The 18,769-nt window shown below is 40.8% G+C and carries 16 protein-coding genes; 9 read left to right on the top strand and 7 right to left on the bottom strand.

Annotated elements, in window-relative coordinates; genetic code table 11:
- The first annotated feature begins 21 nt into the window (after positions 1-21).
- The 3 genes from argS to ABZP26_RS12675 all read left to right on the top strand — a co-directional run bounded on the left by argS (position 22) and on the right by ABZP26_RS12675 (position 3,773).
- Positions 22-1,764 (top strand): arginine--tRNA ligase, encoded by a 1,743-nt coding sequence (gene argS / locus ABZP26_RS12685; protein WP_368485016.1) that lies wholly within the window; start codon positions 22-24, stop codon positions 1,762-1,764.
- A gap of 590 nt (positions 1,765-2,354) precedes the next feature.
- On the top strand, positions 2,355-2,993 hold the full coding sequence (pdxH, locus tag ABZP26_RS12680; protein ID WP_024602100.1) for a pyridoxamine 5'-phosphate oxidase: 639 nt from the start codon (positions 2,355-2,357) through the stop codon (positions 2,991-2,993).
- 12 nt (positions 2,994-3,005) lie between these two features.
- Positions 3,006-3,773 (top strand): TatD family hydrolase, encoded by a 768-nt coding sequence (locus ABZP26_RS12675; RefSeq protein WP_368485015.1) that lies wholly within the window; start codon positions 3,006-3,008, stop codon positions 3,771-3,773.
- On the opposite strand, the gene ABZP26_RS12670 is transcribed toward ABZP26_RS12675, so the two are convergent.
- Complete coding sequence (locus ABZP26_RS12670) at positions 3,740-4,360, bottom strand: AhpA/YtjB family protein (RefSeq protein ID WP_024602098.1); 621 nt, start codon at positions 4,358-4,360, stop codon at positions 3,740-3,742. The two genes, ABZP26_RS12675 and ABZP26_RS12670, sit on opposite strands and share 34 nt — an antisense overlap.
- A gap of 142 nt (positions 4,361-4,502) precedes the next feature.
- On the opposite strand from ABZP26_RS12670, the gene serB reads away from it, so the two are divergent.
- Positions 4,503-5,528 (top strand): phosphoserine phosphatase SerB, encoded by a 1,026-nt coding sequence (serB, locus tag ABZP26_RS12665; RefSeq protein WP_368485014.1) that lies wholly within the window; start codon positions 4,503-4,505, stop codon positions 5,526-5,528.
- Here the strand turns inward: serB and ABZP26_RS12660 are convergent.
- A complete protein-coding gene (locus ABZP26_RS12660; protein WP_368485013.1) occupies positions 5,525-8,005 on the bottom strand; it encodes a PilZ domain-containing protein in 2,481 nt (826 codons plus the stop codon). The two genes, serB and ABZP26_RS12660, sit on opposite strands and share 4 nt — an antisense overlap.
- 354 nt (positions 8,006-8,359) lie before the next feature.
- Here ABZP26_RS12660 and radA point away from each other — a divergent pair, with 354 nt between their 5' ends.
- Both radA and ABZP26_RS12650 read left to right on the top strand, forming a co-directional pair.
- Entirely contained in the window at positions 8,360-9,745 is a 1,386-nt protein-coding gene (gene radA, locus ABZP26_RS12655) for a DNA repair protein RadA (RefSeq protein ID WP_013465693.1), read from the top strand.
- Between the two features lie 85 nt (positions 9,746-9,830).
- Positions 9,831-10,763 carry a hypothetical protein gene (locus tag ABZP26_RS12650; protein WP_368485012.1) on the top strand — a complete coding sequence of 311 codons (933 nt, stop codon included), beginning with the start codon at positions 9,831-9,833 and terminating at the stop codon, positions 10,761-10,763.
- Positions 10,764-10,855: 92 nt separating this feature from the next.
- On the opposite strand, the gene serA is transcribed toward ABZP26_RS12650, so the two are convergent.
- The 5 genes from serA to metK form a co-directional block, all read right to left on the bottom strand.
- On the bottom strand, positions 10,856-12,085 hold the full coding sequence (gene serA, locus ABZP26_RS12645; RefSeq protein WP_028833921.1) for a phosphoglycerate dehydrogenase: 1,230 nt from the start codon (positions 12,083-12,085) through the stop codon (positions 10,856-10,858).
- Positions 12,086-12,094: 9 nt separating this feature from the next.
- On the bottom strand, positions 12,095-12,748 hold the full coding sequence (rpiA, locus tag ABZP26_RS12640) for a ribose-5-phosphate isomerase RpiA (RefSeq protein WP_013465690.1): 654 nt from the start codon (positions 12,746-12,748) through the stop codon (positions 12,095-12,097).
- Between the two features lie 53 nt (positions 12,749-12,801).
- Positions 12,802-13,398, bottom strand: a complete 597-nt coding sequence (locus ABZP26_RS12635; protein ID WP_368485011.1) for a 5-formyltetrahydrofolate cyclo-ligase — start codon at positions 13,396-13,398, stop codon at positions 12,802-12,804.
- Between the two features lie 18 nt (positions 13,399-13,416).
- A complete protein-coding gene (locus ABZP26_RS12630; protein WP_368485010.1) occupies positions 13,417-13,962 on the bottom strand; it encodes a hypothetical protein in 546 nt (181 codons plus the stop codon).
- Between the two features lie 139 nt (positions 13,963-14,101).
- Positions 14,102-15,253 (bottom strand): methionine adenosyltransferase, encoded by a 1,152-nt coding sequence (gene metK, locus ABZP26_RS12625; protein WP_010387726.1) that lies wholly within the window; start codon positions 15,251-15,253, stop codon positions 14,102-14,104.
- 265 nt (positions 15,254-15,518) lie between these two features.
- Here metK and tkt point away from each other — a divergent pair, with 265 nt between their 5' ends.
- The 3 genes from tkt (at position 15,519) to raiA (ending at position 18,670) form a co-directional block, all read left to right on the top strand.
- Positions 15,519-17,510, top strand: coding sequence for a transketolase (gene tkt, locus ABZP26_RS12620; RefSeq protein WP_028833925.1), 1,992 nt, complete (start codon positions 15,519-15,521; stop codon positions 17,508-17,510).
- Positions 17,511-17,809: 299 nt separating this feature from the next.
- Positions 17,810-18,124 (top strand): pyrimidine/purine nucleoside phosphorylase, encoded by a 315-nt coding sequence (locus tag ABZP26_RS12615; protein WP_013465685.1) that lies wholly within the window; start codon positions 17,810-17,812, stop codon positions 18,122-18,124.
- A 189-nt stretch (positions 18,125-18,313) separates the two neighbouring features.
- A complete protein-coding gene (gene raiA, locus ABZP26_RS12610) occupies positions 18,314-18,670 on the top strand; it encodes a ribosome-associated translation inhibitor RaiA (RefSeq protein WP_013465684.1) in 357 nt (118 codons plus the stop codon).
- The last annotated feature ends 99 nt before the right edge of the window (positions 18,671-18,769 follow it).

Genomic DNA, 18,769 nt, shown 5'->3' with positions numbered 1-18,769 from the left:
CTTATAAAGGTAAATAATATTATGAATATTCGTACTATTTTAGTAGAAAAAGCCATTGCCGCTATGACCGCCGCAGGCCTACCAGAAGATACTAACCCAGCAGTTACCCAAAGCACTCGCCCACAGTTTGGTGATTACCAAATTAATGGCGCGATGGGCGCAGCTAAAAAAATGAAAAGTAACCCGCGTGAATTGGCGCAAAAAATTATTGATCAGTTAGATGTAAGCGACATTGCCGAAAAAACGGAAATTGCTGGCCCTGGTTTTATTAATATTCACTTAAAGCCGGAGTTTTTAGCTCAAAGCGTACAAGCTGCTAATAACCACGCAAAACTTGCCGTAAATGAGCACACCAAACCACAAAAAGTAGTGGTTGATTACTCATCGCCTAATCTTGCAAAAGAAATGCACGTAGGTCACTTACGCTCAACTATTATTGGTGATGCCGTAGTACGTGCGCTTGAATTTAGAGGCGATACCGTTGTTCGTCAAAATCACATGGGTGATTGGGGCACACAGTTTGGTATGTTAATTGCGCATTTAGAAGATCAAATTAACCAAGGTGTTGATTTAGATACTGTTGCGCTTGCTGATTTAGAAACCTTTTACCGGGATGCGAAAAAGCGTTTTGACGACGAAGAAGGCTTTGCCGATAAAGCGCGTAACTACGTAGTTAAACTGCAAGGTGGCGACGCACACTGTGAAAAACTGTGGAAACTATTTATTGCCACTTCAGTTAAGCATTCTGAAGAAGTATACAAGCGTTTAAATGTAACACTGACACCTGCCGACATTATGGCTGAAAGTGCATACAACAGTGAACTTAACGATATTATAAGCTTATTAAAAGATAAAAATATTGCAGTAGAGTCGCAAGGCGCACAAGTGGTATTTTTAGATGAGCTGGCAAATAAAGACGGTGAACCTTCAGCGTTTATCGTGCAAAAATCAGGTGGCGGCTTCTTATATGCAACCACTGATTTAGCGGCGTGTGATTACCGTTCAAACAAGCTAGGCGCTGAGCGTATTTTAATCTTTGTTGATGCGCGCCAGAGTCTTCACTTTAATCAAGTGGAGCTAACTGCGCGTAAAGCCGGTTTGTTACGCGATGAAACTAGTTACGAGTTTTGCCCATTTGGCACCATGATGGGCGCTGATGGCAAACCATTTAAAACCCGTACAGGCGGTACGGTTAAATTAGCTGATTTGCTTGAAGAGTCAATTACTCGCGCAGCAGCTAAATTGGCTGAGCGTGAATCAGATTTATCTGACGAAGACCGTAGTGAAATTGCACGTAAAGTGGGTATTGGCGCAGTTAAATATGCTGACCTTTCTAAGCATCGTACCAGCGATTACATCTTCAACTGGGACAGCATGCTAAGCTTTGAAGGCGCAACAGCCCCTTACTTACAATATGCTTATACGCGTGTTCGCAGTATTTTCCGTAAGTCTGGCGTTGATGCTGCAAGCTTAAAAGCCGATGTAAGTATTATTGAGCCGCAAGAGAAAACCCTCGCGCTTAAATTATTACAGTTAGAAGAAGTCCTTGATCTGATGATCAATGAAGCCACACCGCACGTACTATGTGGTTACTTATACGAACTAGCCAGCCTATACATGACATTCTACGAAGCTTGCCCAGTACTTAAAGAGGGCGTAGAGCCAAGTGTTCGTGATAGTCGTTTAGTGTTGTGTAATTTGGTAGCGGATACACTGAAAACGGGCCTAGATCTTTTAGGTATCGAAGTTATGGAGCAAATGTAATCTGCTGCGTGTAGTTCGCTTTAGCTGCGTTAATGAGTTTATTTAGCCTAAGTCACATACAAGAACGTATGCTCCTTGGCATAAATAAACTCATTGCCTTGCTAGCACTCCTACACTTGCAGATGCGAAGCTTGGCACTAAATAGTTGGCCCTAATCACATACAACTACGTATGCTCATAGGGATAAGTCGGAGTGTCCGCCTTATCTTAGACTAAACTACTTAGGTGAACGTCTGCTGCGTGTAGTTCGCTTTAGCTGCGTTGGTAAAACTATTTAGCCTAAGTCACATACAAACCGTATGCTCCTATGCATAAATAGTTTTACCGCCTTGCTAGCACTCCTAGACTTACAGATAATTTTAGGTTTAGGTGTTAGATTTATATTGACACTGTTTGGTATGTTCACCAATTTTGTAGCTGATAGCTGATAGCTGATAGCTGATAGCTGATAGCTGATAGCTGATAGCTGATAGCTGATAGCTGATAGCTGATAGCTGATAGCTGATAGCTGATAGCTGATAGCTGATAGCTGATAGCTGATAGCTGATAGCTGATAGCTGATAGCTGATAGCTCTTTAGAAGGATTTGATATGAAACTCGAAGATATTCGTCGTGAATACCTGCAAGATGCACTCAGTGAAGACAACTTGCTTGATGATCCGTTTAAGCAGTTTGAAACCTGGCTTGAGCACGCTGTTGCTAGTAACTTGCCCGACCCTACAGCAATGGTGGTCGCTACGGTTGATGACACCGGTCAGCCTTCACAGCGTATTGTGCTGCTAAAGCATTTAGATGATAACGGTTTTGTGTTTTTTACTAATACCGGTTCACGAAAAGCACAAGAGCTTAAAGGCAATAATAAAATTTCCTTGCACTTTCCATGGCACCACATGGAGCGCCAAGTGATTGTGTATGGTGAGGCGCAGCCGCTTCCAACGTCAGCCGTGGCTAAGTACTTCTTATCACGTCCAAAAGAAAGTCAATTAGCCGCTTGGGCGTCGCAACAAAGCCGCCCGGTGTCGTCGCGCAAAGTGTTAATGGAAACCTTTGCCAATATGAAAAACAAGTTTGCCAAAGGTGAAATACCACTCCCTGATTTTTGGGGCGGATATTGTGTTGTGCCGCAAAAAATCGAGTTTTGGCAAGGCGGAGCTCATCGTCTACATGATCGCTTTATGTATCAGCGTCAGGCCGATAATAGCTGGCAAATAACGCGCTTAAATCCGTAGTGGGCTAGTTTTTTGAAGTTTATAGACTCGCATTGCCATCTTGATTTTAGTGAGTTTGATGCAAACCGCGAATCACTTATTAATGCCTGTGTAGCAAAGGGCGTTAGCCAATTTATTGTGCCAGGTATTAGCTTGGCGCAATCTCAAAACCTACTAGAGTTTAAAGCAACCTACCCACAAGTCAGCATAGCGGCAGGGCTGCATCCTTATTTTTTAGAGCAACACCAACAATCACATTTAGAGTCATTATTTAATTTTGCTAAAGCAAATAAAACACAGCTGGTGGCTATTGGTGAGTGCGGGCTCGATCGCAGTATTTCCAATCTTGAAAAACAAACCTTTTTGTTTGAGCAGCAAATAGCGCTTGCTAATGAGCTTGATTTACCGCTAATTGTTCATCACAGGCAAAGCCATGATTTAATTGCGCAGTCGTTTAAGCGTTGTAGGCCAAAAAACGGCGGTATGATCCATGCTTTTTCAGGCTCAATTCAACAAGCGCACTATTATATAAAGCAGGGTTTTAAACTTGGAGTCGGTGGGGTTATAACTTACGAGCGTGCAGCTAAAACACGTGCGGTTATAGCAAAGCTTGAGCCGCAGCAGTTAGTGCTTGAGACAGACTCACCTTCAATGCCGCTAAGTGGCTATCAAGGGGAGGTAAATACCCCACTGCATATTCCTAACGTATTTGATGCGCTTTATGGTTTAAAACCAAATAGCGATAAATTTCAATTAGCTGAGCAGCTTTATGATTCATGCTCAGACGTTTTTTGTATATAACGATTTACTTGCCAGCGCTTTAATCCTCGGCCTAATTGCCAAGTAAAAATACAGGCAATCACTAACATAAGTAGCACCTGGCGACCTAAATCATGAAAATGATTATGGCTAGCCGATACCGCAGCACGGGTTAAATAGGTAATAGATACAAAGCCAATCGGGCGGTTGTCGTCTGAAATAACTTGCTCAACAAAAGGCGTTTTTAACTTACTAATACCCGGTGATGAGTCAGGTAATAAGCCATATACATGATGCGATTGCCAATTATCGCTGCTCGCAAGTACCACACCTTGTTTGTCATAAATAGTGGCCGAGAGTACAAATTCATCTTTACTGATATTGTTGCATAAGGTGGTCAGTTGCGATTTGTTTTTTTCTATCAGCGGATTTTTAGCATTCAGTGCCATAAACTGAGTGAGAGATTTAGCTGCGCTATTGGCATTATCGTAAAGCAGTTGATGACTTTGAAAGCTACTATTTATACCCACCCAGCTTAATAATACAAAGCAGCCAGCGGCCAATAGCAAACGGACTAAACGCTTTTTTTGCGAGGCTGTAAGTGGATTTTTAAGATGGTTATTTTTCATAGTCACCGTATATGCTGCTGACAGCATTTTGATTTGATGTTACAACTACACTATAACCTTAAATCCACCCTGATGGCGAATTTTGTATCTTATATCCTTATCATCAATGCGCTAAATGTCAGGAAATATAAACGGAGATCCCATGTCGGATGCGAACATGGCACAGCACAGCGCTGAGCAACCATTATCACAACTTACCCTAAATAAATGGTTCAGCTATCAAAAGGGCGTATTTGCACCTTTAAATACAATTCCAAGCAGAGAGCGAGGGCTTTTTAGTATCGCATTTGCAGGCGATTTTAGTATGGCGCATATCAATAGCATGATTGAATTTTTTGCCACTCATCAGCAAAATGTGACAGCAATGTGCCAATACCAGCCAGATTTAGGGTTATCTCCGGCATTATGTTTTTATATAGAAAATACAGAGCAGGCAATAAACCCACTTGAACTTCAAACTTTTGCAAATACCTTGACGTGTCAGTTAGTGCAAGTAACCAATCCCCCTGATTTAAAAAAACCAGGATTATTGGTAATGGATATGGATTCAACAGCCATTACTATTGAGTGCATTGATGAAATTGCGCGTTTAGCCAATGTATATGACGAGGTTGCCAGTGTGACCGCGCAGGCAATGGCAGGTAAGCTTGATTTTAGTGAGAGTTTAAACCAACGCGTTGCCAAGCTAAAAGGGATTGAAAAAAGCTTAATTGATGATCTTAAAAGTGCACTGCCTTTAATGCCGGGTATTAAAGCATTGTGCCAAATTTTAAAGCACCACCAATGGTATTTAGCCATTGCATCAGGCGGGTTTGTGCCGTTTGCAGAGCGTGTACAAGAGTTAATTAATTTAGATGAAGTGCATGCCAATGTATTGGAATTTAAAGACGATAAACTAACAGGTAAGGTGTTAGGAGGCATTGTTGATGCTGAGCAAAAAGCGGTTATTTTAGAATCGCTTCAACAAAAACTAGGCCTTGAAAAAACGCAAACAGTTGCCATTGGTGATGGCGCAAATGATTTAAAAATGATGGCTCAAGCAGGATTAGGCGTTGCTGTGCATGGCAAACCTAAAGTAGTTGAACAAGCCCAAGCGGCTATTTGCCAAGGCTCGTTATTACAATTGCTGTATATGTTGGCGGTTCCGCTAAATCCATCACAGGGTTAACGTAAACGGTTTAACCAAATTAGTTTTCGCCTAGACATTTGCTCAACCTGTTGTTGGTTGAGCGATAAATGTACAAGGGCTTCGTCACTTACATCAATAATATCGCCAACTCCCGATACTGACCACAAGGCATCCTCTAAGTCTTTAGCCTTGTGAATTGCGTATTGGCTAACGTATTTTAGCTCATTTGCTAAGTAGTCAGTATCGAGTCGACCAGTACGTGAAATATATAAACGCATTATAAAAACCAGCTCAGACTTCAGCCCTTTACTTATTTGCTGTTTAAACTCGCTGCAGTCGGTGCCTAAAATACACTGACTGGTAATTGCATCGGCTATATTTTCTTTTTTAGGATCGAAGTTAATCACCAAACTAAATTCTAATGGCGAGTCTTGGCGAGATCGCTCTTTAATATTCGGAGTGATCACATCAGCAATGTGCGCTTTAGTAATAATATTTGATAAGTCTGTTTTAGTATTTAGCAGTGAAAAATTTTGTAAAATAACATGCAGAGGGCTTGGATATAAACCAAATCCCATGGCGCCAATTTCAAAGTGAGCCATTGATTTATGTAAGTATATTGGGAACTGGCAAAGTGTTTTGGTTACCATATTTCTAAGTGCTGTAGAAAGCCCAGGTACTTTAGGTGACTCTTCTGCTATTTTTAATTTTTGTTTATTGCTGTTAATTAAAAGAGTAAAAAAATCGACCCCAGTATGAGGCGACTTTTTCTCTACATGTGCTTTTAAATTAATCGTGGTTAACGATTTACTCACCGCCATTACTTCATATTGAATAAGACTTAATGAATAACTTTTGGTGATTTTTTGTAAATCGGGGAATGACAGCGACACGATATCGCCTTTTTTAAAGTTTACTTCTTGATTACACTCTAGCTGTAAACCAAAGACTGAAAAGTCCCGAGTATGGCCATGCAGTACTGAGTCACGGGTGTTAATAACGACGCTGGTTTTATAAAGGTAACGCTTATTAGAACGAAGGTTCACGTACTCTAACGGCACGGTATTTAGCTCCGGCGGTGATGCATGCTTACTGTGGCCAAACAATTTCAATTTATTGGCCAAGGCTTTATCAAATTCATACTGTTGATAATGCTGTTGTTCATGCTTATTACCTACTTGAGTAAGTAGCATTAAATATTTTACGTCTTTTATGGCGCCTTCAACACGTGGTGAAGGCGGTTTATTAAGTTTCTCAATATCCTTACCCAAAGAGTTAGGTAAAGATAAAGGAATATAAGCATCTTCAGTATGGCTTGGCATCAATTGTAATTTAAAGCAGCGCCAACTGTCTCTTCGGCTACCAAAACCAAAAAATAACGCTTTTAATTGTGCATGTTGCTCAAGCTCTGAACGAGTGGCTGAATAGTAGTAAATTTTCCCTGCAGAGACATGGGTAAAGGTATATAAATATTCCTCTTTTACAGCAACAGGTTTTAGTGCCAAGGTACGAATACGCTTATGGTTTAACACACTGTATAGGCAAGATACTTTGCGCTCATCGGTAAAGTAACGCTGAATAAACAGGCTGTTTTCTGTAGTTAAACTTAAGCTTGGATAATAAACACCGTTTTTTTGACTTATAAAAACGTATAGCGAATTGACCCTAGGAATGTAATATTGCTCGTATCCTTTAGAAATAACTGCATCGAGGGTGTTATCTAAGTTCACTTTGTAGCGGCGTTTATTGCCGTGAATAAAGCTTTCTAAAAAATGGTCAAACGCGGTGTTGTTTTCTTTAAATGTGCGTTTTAAGCGAATATGATTAAATTCATCCGAGGTGTTTTCTATCGCAACCACTTCGTATTCAATCCCATTTTTTAACCCAAGCTCAAAATCTTGTTCAAGGCCAACTAAGTGCATAACAATAAGCTGACCTTTTTTTAAGTTATAGCGGGATGCCAACTTAATTTTACAGCCACTGAGTGAAATATCAGAAGTACTTGCTTCAATTTTTGTTTGCTCATCGTACTCAATAGTAATTTTAATTGAGTAATTCATTCGCTCTTCGCTACGACTTTCATAAGCCGCAAACTTAATTACATCGGTGGGCAGTTCGGGTAATGGTTCAATTATTTTAGCTGGGGTGGTCGTTGATTTTTGCTGTAATACACGATAATTATTTTCGGTATTCATCACCGCTTCGTACACGGCAAGGGTGTAGCCTTTATGTTGTTTTATTGATGCTTCGAATACTTCAATGGCGGTGTCATCCATAAAGTGTTGTTTACCGTTATGCTCATATGGTTTTACTTGGCCGGTTACTGAGCCACGCAGATCAATAAAGCGGTCTATCGGCTGAGATAAACGCGACATTTCCATTTTTATTAAAAACTGCTCGGGTTTGCTTAACTCGGCGGTTTTTGACTTGAAAATGAGATCAAACTTAGCATTTCCCAAATACTGTTTTAATTCATTTACAAGCGCTTCATGCTTGAGCAATACGTCTTCAGCCATTTATAAATCATCACCGTCTAATTTAAAAGTAGGTATACTGTTGCAATCATTTATTAGAGAATTAAATAAATCTAATATCGAAAAGTAGTTAAATGCGACCACGATATTATGCGTAACTATACTTTGTGTTTATTGTTATTCGTTATGAGCCAATTAATTGGCATGTTTTTATTAGCTTTTTAAAGCAAGAAGCATGCCCTAAAGCAGGTTAAATGAAACTACATCAGTATAGTGTGAGTGTGATACTAAATGCGCTATTCCACAAGGCGTTGTTGCTAAGGTAAAGCCAGCAATGGCAAAATAAGCGCTTAACAGTCAATATTTCAAAATAAAGAATAGTAGGTAAGGTTTTAAATGGCTAAAGCGGCAAAAGTAGAGTTTGTTTGTACAGAATGTGGCATGAACTATCAACGCTGGCAAGGTCAGTGTCGCTGCGGTGCGTGGAACACATTAGCAGAGTTTAAACCTTCTGCAGGGCAAAGCAAAAAAGTAGCGGCTCGTGCAAGTGTCGGTGGCTACGCCGGTGGTATTGGCGGTGGCTCTAAAAAAATTAATGAAGTAGCAACCTCAGAGGCAGAAAAACAGCTTACTGAAATTGGCGAGCTTGACCGTGTACTAAGCGGCGGTGTGACCACCGGCTCGGTTAATATTATTTCTGGCGATCCGGGGGCGGGTAAAACCACACTACTATCGGATTTAGTGGCAAGAATGTCTCAGCGCATGCCATCGCTTTATTGTACTGCTGAGGAGTCTTTGTCGCAGTTTAAAAACCGAGTAAACCGTTTAAAACTTAACTATAACGAAGATGAGCTCTATTTACTTTCTGAAACCAGTGTTGAAACCATTATTGAAGAGCTGGATAAAAACAAAATTAAGTTTGCCGTTATCGACTCTATTCAAGCCGTGGTCACCGACACCGCTAATGGTAGCCCTGGCTCACCCTCGCAAGTAAAAAGTGCCGCTCAAGCGCTAACCCAATATTGTAAGCAAAACGATGTCACTATGTTCATTATTGCTCACGTAAATAAAAATAATGAAATAGCTGGCCCGCAAACATTAGTGCATATTGTTGATGCACTGTTACATATTGATACCAACGATGGTCAAGTGCGTACGCTGCGTGCTAATAAAAACCGCTTTGGTGATATAGATACTGTGGGCATTTTTAAAATGTGTGAACGCGGTATGCTCAGTGTGGATAACCCCAGCGAAATTTTCTTATCCGGTTCAACCACTGAATCACCGGGGTCGACGATTACCTGTATTCGTAAAGGTAATCGTAATTTACTACTCGAAATTCAATGTTTAACCACTGAAACAGAAGCAGAATTTCCACAGCGAGTATGTGTTGGTTTAAATATGAACCGGATTAAAATGCTCACTGGTATTTTACGTAAACACACTAAAACTAAAATATTTCACGATACGTTTTTTAATATTGTGGGTGGTCTAAAAATTGATGAATCAGAAACCTGTATTGATTTAGCGCTTGTTACTGCACTTTTAAGTAGCTTGAACGAGTTTGTTGTACCTCGAACCACCTGTATTATGGGGGAGCTAAGTTTAAACGGAGATGTGCGTCCAATCGACAGTGGTGTACCCCGTGTTAAAGAAGCGGCGCAACATGGGTTTACTGAAATATTTATCCCATTTCGTAACTACCATAAATCGATGGAAGGGCTGGGTGCTAAAATAACGCCAGTTAAAACAGTGCACGAGCTACTGAGTTTAATTAACTAGCAAACAAAAAGTGCTTAACGATGCATGTTCTCAATGTTAGTCTTGCTTAAAGCCACTTATATAAAGAGTTTAATAAGGAAATGACATGAAAAAATTAGTGATTGCAGCCGCGATTATTGCTGCAGGTGTGGGTGGCGTGAGCTATGCAAACTATGTTGCAACACAAGAGGTACGTGCTGAGGTTGATAAACAGTTGGCCTTGGTCAGCGAACAAACAGGTGCTACTTTTAACTACGCAGAGCTATCGGCGAGTGTTATTTCAAACAGTGTTGCCATTAGTAATATTGAAGTGACTAGCCCTGAGGGCGATAAAATTGCCACGGTTGAGCATGTTGAAGTGACAGGTTACGAAACCGATAAAATATCGCCACATACTGCTTTTACGTTAAAAAACTTTCAATTTGATAAAAGCTTTGTCGATACACTTCCTGCAGATACAAATACACAACTTGCCTCAGCCAGTTATGATTTACACTCTTCATTAGATTACGATGAGCAATCAGGTAACAGTGATATTGTTGTTAAGCTGCAAGCTAATGATATTGCCAGTATTGATATGGACATGGGACTTGCTAACTCTAAAGCGCTTATGGATGCTTCACTTGAAATCAGTAAGGCTCAGCAAGCTGCAGGTAATACACCGCTTACTTATGAGCAAGAGCTACAACAGCAAACAATGATTATGCAAGCAATGAGTAAGCTAGAGCCACGTAATGTTAGCTTAGTTGTTAATAACCAAGGTGATCTTAAAGGCTTAATAGAAAGCGAGTTGGCAAAGCAAGGTATGACGTTAGAGCAAATGCAAACAATGCTTGATCAACAGCTTCAACAAGCACCTGTGACCGAAGAAATAGCCAAGGCGTTAACTGATTTTGCTAAAGGACTAAATTCGTTTAGTGTGTCAGCAAAACTGCCTGAAGGTAAAACTATGATGGAAGTGAATCAGCAACTAATGATGTTAGCAGGGCAACCCGAAGAGCTGGTTAAGTTTATAAATTTAGAAGTTAAAGGCAAATAACAGCGGTAAGTTATAAGCCGTCAGGATTCAATTTAAAACAAAAAAGCCGTACTTGATTATTCAAGTACGGCTTTTATTATTTTAGCTGATAGTTAGTGAAGAATACGCGCTCTAATTGTACCTTCAACTGCACTGAGCTCTTTAAGTGCGACTTCTGAGTGATCGGTGTCTACATCAATAACCACGTAACCAATTGCTTCATCGGTTTGTAAGTACTGTGCGGCAATGTTAATACCGTGCTGAGCAAACGCTTGGTTAATTTGCGTTAGCACGCCAGGGCGGTTGTGATGCACGTGTAACAAGCGGCTGCGATTAGCAAGCTCTGGCAATGATACTTCAGGGAAGTTAACTGCAGTAATAGTTGAGCCGTTATCTGAGTACTTAGCGAGTTTACCCGCTACTTCAATACCAATGTTCTCTTGTGCTTCTTGAGTAGAACCACCTATATGCGGCGTTAAAATAACGTTGTCGAATTCACGCAGTGGCGAGATAAATTCTTCATCGTTAGATTTAGGTTCAACTGGGAATACGTCAATTGCTGCGCCGCTGAGTTTTTTCTCTGTTAGCGCTTCTGCTAGGGCGTCAATATCAACGACAGTACCACGTGAAGCGTTAATTAAAATAGAGCCTTGCTTCATTACCGCCAATTCAGCCGTGCCAATCAGGTTTTTAGTTTGCGGTGTTTCAGGTACGTGCAAGCTAATAATATCAGCGCGTTGCAATAGCTGCGTTAAGTTATGTACTTGTGTCGCATTACCTAAAGACAGTTTGTCTTCAATGTCGTAATACTCCACGTTCATACCAATATTTTCAGCCATAATGCCCAACTGAGTACCAATGTGACCGTAGCCAATAATACCTAAGGTTTTACCGCGCGCTTCAAACGAGCCATTGGCTGTTTTTAACCAGCCACCACGGTGCGCAGCGGCATTTCGCTGTGGAATACCACGTAATAAAAGCAGTATTTCACCTAGTACAAGCTCAGCTACAGAGCGAGTATTTGAAAACGGGGCATTAAATACTGCAATACCGCGCTCACGTGCTGCGTTTAAATCTACTTGGTTGGTACCAATACAAAAACAACCGATAGCAACCAGTTTTTCAGCTGCATTTAATACCGATTCATTAATATGAGTACGAGAACGCAGCCCCACAAAGTGCACATCTTTAATGCGCTCAATAAGCTCGTCCTCAGGTAGCGATGTTTTAACGTAGTCGATATTGCTATAACCGTTACGTTTTAGCGTTTCAACAGCGCTTTGATGAACACCTTCAAGCAAGAGAATTTTAATTTTGTCTTTTGCTAACGATACCTTACTCATAACCATATCCTATTTAATTTGTGGCCCATTTTTTGTGCCGATAATCACTTTATCAGCACCGCGCTCTGCAAATAGGCCGTTGGTGACTACGCCAACAATTTGATTTATTTGTGTTTCAAGCTGTTTAGCATGGGTAATTTTTAAATTATGTACATCTAAAATAACGTTGCCGTTATCGGTTACAACACCTTGGCGATACACAGGATCACCGCCAAGTTTTAATAATTCGCGGGCAACATAGCTGCGCGCCATCGGAATAACTTCAACTGGCAGCGGGAAATCCCCTAAGGTATCGACTAGTTTGGTGTCATCAACAATACACACAAACTGTTTAGCCACTGCCGCTACTATTTTTTCACGGGTGAGCGCTGCACCACCGCCTTTAATCATTTCGTTTAGAGCGTTAATTTCATCTGCGCCATCAACGTATACATCCAGAGCATCAACATCATTTAGCTCAAATACTTCTATACCAAGTTCTTTTAAACGTGCTGTAGACGCTTCTGAACTAGATACTGCACCAACGATGGTGTCTTTTACTGTGCCTAAAGCATCAATAAAATGATTAACGGTTGAGCCTGTACCAACACCCACTATGGTGTTTTCTTTTACAAACTCCAGTGCAGCCCATGCAGCTGCTTTTTTTAATTCATCTTGTGTCATTGCTATGTGCTCATTTATGTCAAAAATAGACTGTTAGTTTACAAGATTAATTGTTACCAACAGTAGGTTTTATTGGGTGTAATAATAGTTTTAAGAGGCACATCCCACGATTCAATTGGGAGCTTATCCACTTGTTGGCATTCGTGTGCTAGGCCAATAAGTTGTGGTTGCTGCCAGTTTTCTTCGTGTAAACGTGCCAAGGTTCTATCGTAAAACCCACCCCCCATTCCAAGGCGATTTCCAAACTTATCAAATGCAACAAGTGGCATAAGTAGATAATCAAGCGCTGGCAATGGGCATATTTGAGAGCAGTTTAGCTTAGGCTCCAAGATACCATAGCGGTTTGCTCTCATGGGTGAGTTTTTTTCATATCGTTGAAATAGTAAATTAGCCCCGTTGAAAGGGTGAATTACAGGTAAGTAAACATGCTGTTCAATGCTCCATAATTCATTAATTAACAATGAGGTATCTAGCTCTCCATCATTGCTTAAATAAAGCGCGACATGGCTTTTTTTGGCCGAGTTTATGCTTTTTAAATATTGAATAAAATTCACTTTGAGCGAGTGGGCCGCTATTTCTTGCTGGTTTTTTGATAGGTTATTACGTGCTTTACGAATATCGTCTCTTATTTGTGCGCGATTATTACTCATTAAATAACTAAACCATGATTAAAAAGAGAATAAATTAGGAAATAATAAGTACACAGCAAGCACAATAAGTAATATTACGGCTGTAGAAATCAGCGAATATAAAACAAGGTTACTGCGTTTTTTAGGCGTAGTAGAGAGTGGCTCATCAAGCATTAAATCGTCATCTTCCCATGGTTCGTCATTTTCATCAGGTAATGATAATTCAACCTCAGGGAGACGTTGTTCAATATCTTCTAGTTTTTCTTCAAGACGAATTAAGCTACTAGTAATGTAATCTAGGGCATCAAATAAGCGCTGATCTCGCTGGCTGTCGTGCGTTTTTTGAGAAGTAGCTTGTGTAGGGGCTGTTTGCTGAAGTTTGCTTTTGATCCCCAGCGTTGAAAGTAACTTAGCTTGCTTAAGGGCTTTCTCTTTGTTGCTAGGAGCAAACAGCGGCTTGCCATTAAAAAATGCCGCCACCTTTTCAGGTGAGGTTTTTAGTTTTTCTGTCAGTGCATTGGTCACTGCTTGGCTGTCTGCGCCTTCTGCAAGTCCTACAAATATAACACGAAAATTGTCGGCCATTTTTTATCCCTAACACGCTTTATTGTATAAGCAGAGTATATACCTAAAATGTTAAACAGTTCGAGACTGTTTTATGACTAACTTAATACACATAGCAAAACGGCCCTAAAAAGGGCCGTTTTAATATTAGCTAGGTGGCTTACAGGCCAGCTGCTGCGCGAAGTGCGTCTGCTTTATCTGTGCGTTCCCATGGGAATTCATCACGGCCAAAGTGGCCGTAAGCCGCTGTTGGAAGATAAATAGGGCGCTCAAGATCAAGCATTTGAATCAGGCCGTAAGGGCGTAAGTCAAAGTGTTCACGAATAAGTTCGATTAAACGCGCTTCTTCTAATTTACCTGTGCCAAATGTTTCAACACTGATAGATGTTGGCTCTGCAACACCAATAGCATAAGACACCTGAAGTTCACACTTGTCAGCAAGGCCAGCAGCAACAATGTTTTTAGCAACATAACGTGCAGCATAAGCCGCTGAGCGGTCAACTTTTGATGGATCTTTACCAGAGAAAGCACCACCACCGTGACGAGCCATGCCACCGTAAGTATCTACAATGATTTTACGACCAGTTAAACCACAGTCACCCATTGGTCCACCAATTACAAAACGGCCAGTTGGGTTAATAAAGAATTTAGTGGCACTAGTAATCAGCTCAGCAGGAAGTACTGGCTTAATAATCGTTTCCATTACCGCTTCTACTAAATCACTTTGCGATACATCTTCGCTGTGCTGAGTAGAAAGTACAACGGCATCAATGCCTACTGGCTTGCCATTTTCGTATGCAAACGTAACCTGTGATTTTGCATCTGGACGCAACCAGTTAAGCTCGCCGCTTTTACGTACTTGTGCTTGGCGTTGTACTAAACGGTGAGAATAAGTAATTGGAGCAGGCATTAATACTTCAGTTTCGTTACATGCGTAACCAAACATTAGGCCTTGGTCGCCAGCGCCTTGCTCTTCAGGGCTTGTACGGTCAACACCTTGGTTAATGTCAGGAGACTGTTTACCAATCGTGTTTAAAATTGCACACGAATCGGCATCAAAGCCCATATCTGAGTGTGTGTAACCAATTTCACGTACTGTTTTACGTGTAATTTCTTCGATATCAACCCATGCGCTAGTCGTGATTTCACCACCAACCATAACCATACCGGTTTTAACGTAAGTTTCACACGCTACACGGGCATGAGAGTCTTGCTCTAGGATAGCATCAAGTACCGCATCAGAAATTTGATCGGCGATTTTATCCGGATGACCTTCAGAAACAGATTCAGAAGTAAATAAATGTTTTGCCATTGTAATTATGCTCACAAATATTGCGCTTCACAAACGTCGGTATTAGCGCTAAAAAATTAAGGCGCGTATTTTATCTAAAACAAATGAACTTGCATAGTTTTTTTACGCCTAGACGTCTAAATAAAATATCTAATAGTAAATGGTTCTTAAAAAATATTCATAATGCCCTATTTTTATGGGTTTTTAATTGCACACAGCCCCCACAATAAGTAAGAATGGGGATAAATAAATACCCGCGCAAATACATATAAAGGTAGGAGAATTCATGCCATCTCGCAAAGAACTTGCAAATGCTATTCGCGTCTTGTCAATGGACGCAGTACAAAAGGCCAAATCTGGTCACCCTGGAGCCCCTATGGGCATGGCTGATATCGCAGAAGTATTATGGCGCGATTATCTAAAACATAACCCAACAAATCCAGAGTGGGCTGACCGAGATCGATTTATACTCTCAAATGGTCACGGTTCAATGCTAATTTATTCTCTACTGCATTTAAGTGGTTATGACTTGCCACTGGACGAAATTAAAAACTTCCGCCAAATGCATTCTAAAACACCAGGCCATCCAGAATATGGATACGCGCCAGGAATTGAGACCACTACGGGCCCATTAGGTCAAGGGATCACAAATGCGGTAGGTATGGCGATTGCTGAAAAAGCATTAGCAGCGCAGTTTAACCGTGAAGGCCATGACATTGTTGATCACCACACGTATGCGTTTATGGGTGATGGTTGTTTAATGGAAGGTATTTCTCATGAAGCATGCTCACTAGCCGGTACATTAGGCCTAGGCAAATTAGTGGCATTTTGGGATGACAACGGCATTTCAATCGACGGTGAAGTTGAAGGTTGGTTTAGTGATGATACCCCAGCACGTTTTAAAGCATACGGCTGGCATGTAATTAGTGACGTTGATGGCCATGATAGCGATGCAGTAAGTGCAGCAATTGCAGAAGCTAAAAGCGTGACTGATAAGCCAACACTAATTTGTTGTAAAACTATTATTGGTTACGGCTCACCTAATAAATCAGGTAGCCACGATTGTCACGGTGCACCACTAGGTGATGACGAAATTAAAGCGTCTCGCGAGTTTTTAGGTTGGACGGGCGATGCATTTGAAATCCCTGAAGATATTTATGCACAGTGGGATAACAAAGAAAAAGGCCAACAGCTTGAAGCAAGCTGGGACGAAAAATTTGCCGCATATGAAAAAGCATACCCAGAGCTAGCAGCAGAATACAAACGCCGTACACATTCAGAATTACCAGCTGACTGGGCTGAAAAATCACAAGCGTACATTGAAGAGCTGCAAGCAAACCCAGCAAACCCAGCATCACGTAAAGCGTCGCAAAATGCATTAAATGCGTTTGGCCCGTTACTACCTGAATTTATGGGTGGCTCTGCCGATTTAGCGGGTTCAAACTTAACAATTTGGGATGGCTCTAAAGGCTTAACTGCTGATGATGCAAGTGGTAACTACATTTACTACGGTGTACGTGAGTTTGGTATGTCGGCCATTATGAACGGTATTGCACTGCATAAAGGCTTTATTCCTTACGGTGCAACGTTCTTAATGTTTATGGAATACGCACGCAACGCGGTACGTATGGCTGCATTAATGAAGCAACCAAGCATTTTTGTATACACGCACGATTCAATTGGTTTAGGTGAAGATGGTCCAACTCACCAGCCAGTAGAGCAAATTGCCAGCATGCGTTTAACGCCTAACCTTTACAACTGGCGCCCATGTGACCAAGTTGAGTCGGCAATTGCATGGCAACAAGCTATTGAACGTAAAGACGGTCCTACATCATTAATCTTTACTCGCCAAGGCTTAGAGCAACAAGCACGTGATGCACAACAATTAAGCGACGTTAAAAAGGGTGGTTACATCCTAAGTTGTGACGGCAACCCAGAGCTTATTTTGATTGCAACGGGTTCTGAAGTACAGCTAGCGCAAGACTCTGCGAAAGAGCTACGTGCACAGGGTAAAAAGGTACGTGTTGTATCTATGCCGTGTACTGATGCGTTTGAAGATCAATCACCTGAGTACAAAGAAAGCGTATTACCAGCAAGCGTTTCACGTCGCGTAGCGATTGAAGCGGGAATTGCTGATTACTGGTACAAGTATGTAGGCCTAAATGGCGCCGTAGTTGGTATGACCACCTTTGGTGAGTCGGCACCGGCAAACGAGCTATTTGAGTTCTTCGGCTTTACGGTAGAAAATGTAGTTAACAAAGCAAACGCATTGTTTTAATTAATTACTTTAGTGTTTTAAAAGCCCGCGCTGTGTAAACAGGGCGGGCTTTTTTATGAGCTGTACTTTTATCACTTCTCTAAAGCGTAGTGTCTCATCGCCCTCTTTGTGCACAAATTACTAAAGGCTCTGTTCGAAACTCACAGCCTGTCGCTCGAAGCATATTTCCCTATAAAGTCGTTCATTTTTAACCTTTTGGATTTTAGATGAGTAATTTTCACAGCACTTAACTTGCAAGGTTTTTGTGTATCAGGCACTGTGGGGGGTAACAAAATTATAAATTAACAACAGGAGTTAACATGCCAAAGTTCGATAACGTTAGTGTGGTTAAAAAAGCCAATGTGTATTTTGATGGCAAAGTATCAAGCCGTACTGTGCTTTTAGGTAACGGTGAAGCAAAAACCTTGGGTTTTATGCAACCCGGTGAATTTGAGTTTAATACTAACCAAAAAGAGTGCATGGAGTTGTTAGCAGGGCAGTGGGATGTATTACTACCTGGTGAAAGCGAGTGGCAAACATTTAACGCGGGCGAGTCATTTAACGTTGATGCTAATGTTAGCTTTCATGTAAAAGTAAGTGATTTTGCAGATTATTGTTGTTCATACACCGATTAATTTGTTGGTTGATTAAATTATCAACACCTCTAAAGGCCGCTACAAAGCGGCTTTTTGCATACTTAATGCTAAATGAATGATCTAAATCAGGTGGGGTAATAAATAATTGCGTAATTTTCATTTTTTCTCTTGTGTTAATTCGTTTAGCCCCCAATACTAACTATGAGGTAACAAATAAAAGGATACCCTATGAAAATTAATCTTTCTGGTCACCATGTTGACGTTACTGATTCTATTAAAGAACACATTAACGAAAAGTTCTCAAAAGTCGCGAGCCATTTTCCATCATTGATATCTCTAGATATTATTCTTTCAAAAGAGCATCATAAGTTCCAAGCAGAAATTAGCACAAATTATGAAGGTGCGCGTATATCGGTAAAAGGGGAAAACGAAGTTATGTATCCTGCTATTTCCAGCGCAGCTAAAAAACTCGATGCCGCATTAAAGCATCGTAAAGGGCAAATAAAAGCGAACTTACATGAAAAGCCTGTAAGTACCACACCAGAAATAGCACATGAAATCATCCAAGAGATGGATTTAAATTAATAACTAACAGCGTGTTATTTTAAAAAGAGCCTAAGGGCTCTTTTTTATTGCCTGTAAATTAGGTAAGTTATGCATTCACACAGTTTATTAATGATAAAA

This window comes from Pseudoalteromonas sp. SD03 (assembly GCF_040937955.1).
Classification (GTDB): domain Bacteria; phylum Pseudomonadota; class Gammaproteobacteria; order Enterobacterales; family Alteromonadaceae; genus Pseudoalteromonas; species Pseudoalteromonas tetraodonis.
This window is presented reverse-complemented; position numbering and strand designations above follow the sequence as displayed.

Coding starts and splice junctions, on each gene's coding strand:
- argS (WP_368485016.1), top strand. CDS start 22: ATGAATATTCGTACTATTTTAGTAGAAAAAGCCATTGCCGCTATGACC.
- pdxH (WP_024602100.1), top strand. CDS start 2,355: ATGAAACTCGAAGATATTCGTCGTGAATACCTGCAAGATGCACTCAGT.
- ABZP26_RS12670 (WP_024602098.1), bottom strand. CDS start 4,360: ATGAAAAATAACCATCTTAAAAATCCACTTACAGCCTCGCAAAAAAAG.
- serB (WP_368485014.1), top strand. CDS start 4,503: ATGTCGGATGCGAACATGGCACAGCACAGCGCTGAGCAACCATTATCA.
- ABZP26_RS12660 (WP_368485013.1), bottom strand. CDS start 8,005: ATGGCTGAAGACGTATTGCTCAAGCATGAAGCGCTTGTAAATGAATTA.
- radA (WP_013465693.1), top strand. CDS start 8,360: ATGGCTAAAGCGGCAAAAGTAGAGTTTGTTTGTACAGAATGTGGCATG.
- ABZP26_RS12650 (WP_368485012.1), top strand. CDS start 9,831: ATGAAAAAATTAGTGATTGCAGCCGCGATTATTGCTGCAGGTGTGGGT.
- serA (WP_028833921.1), bottom strand. CDS start 12,085: ATGAGTAAGGTATCGTTAGCAAAAGACAAAATTAAAATTCTCTTGCTT.
- rpiA (WP_013465690.1), bottom strand. CDS start 12,748: ATGACACAAGATGAATTAAAAAAAGCAGCTGCATGGGCTGCACTGGAG.
- ABZP26_RS12635 (WP_368485011.1), bottom strand. CDS start 13,398: ATGAGTAATAATCGCGCACAAATAAGAGACGATATTCGTAAAGCACGT.
- ABZP26_RS12630 (WP_368485010.1), bottom strand. CDS start 13,962: ATGGCCGACAATTTTCGTGTTATATTTGTAGGACTTGCAGAAGGCGCA.
- metK (WP_010387726.1), bottom strand. CDS start 15,253: ATGGCAAAACATTTATTTACTTCTGAATCTGTTTCTGAAGGTCATCCG.
- tkt (WP_028833925.1), top strand. CDS start 15,519: ATGCCATCTCGCAAAGAACTTGCAAATGCTATTCGCGTCTTGTCAATG.
- ABZP26_RS12615 (WP_013465685.1), top strand. CDS start 17,810: ATGCCAAAGTTCGATAACGTTAGTGTGGTTAAAAAAGCCAATGTGTAT.
- raiA (WP_013465684.1), top strand. CDS start 18,314: ATGAAAATTAATCTTTCTGGTCACCATGTTGACGTTACTGATTCTATT.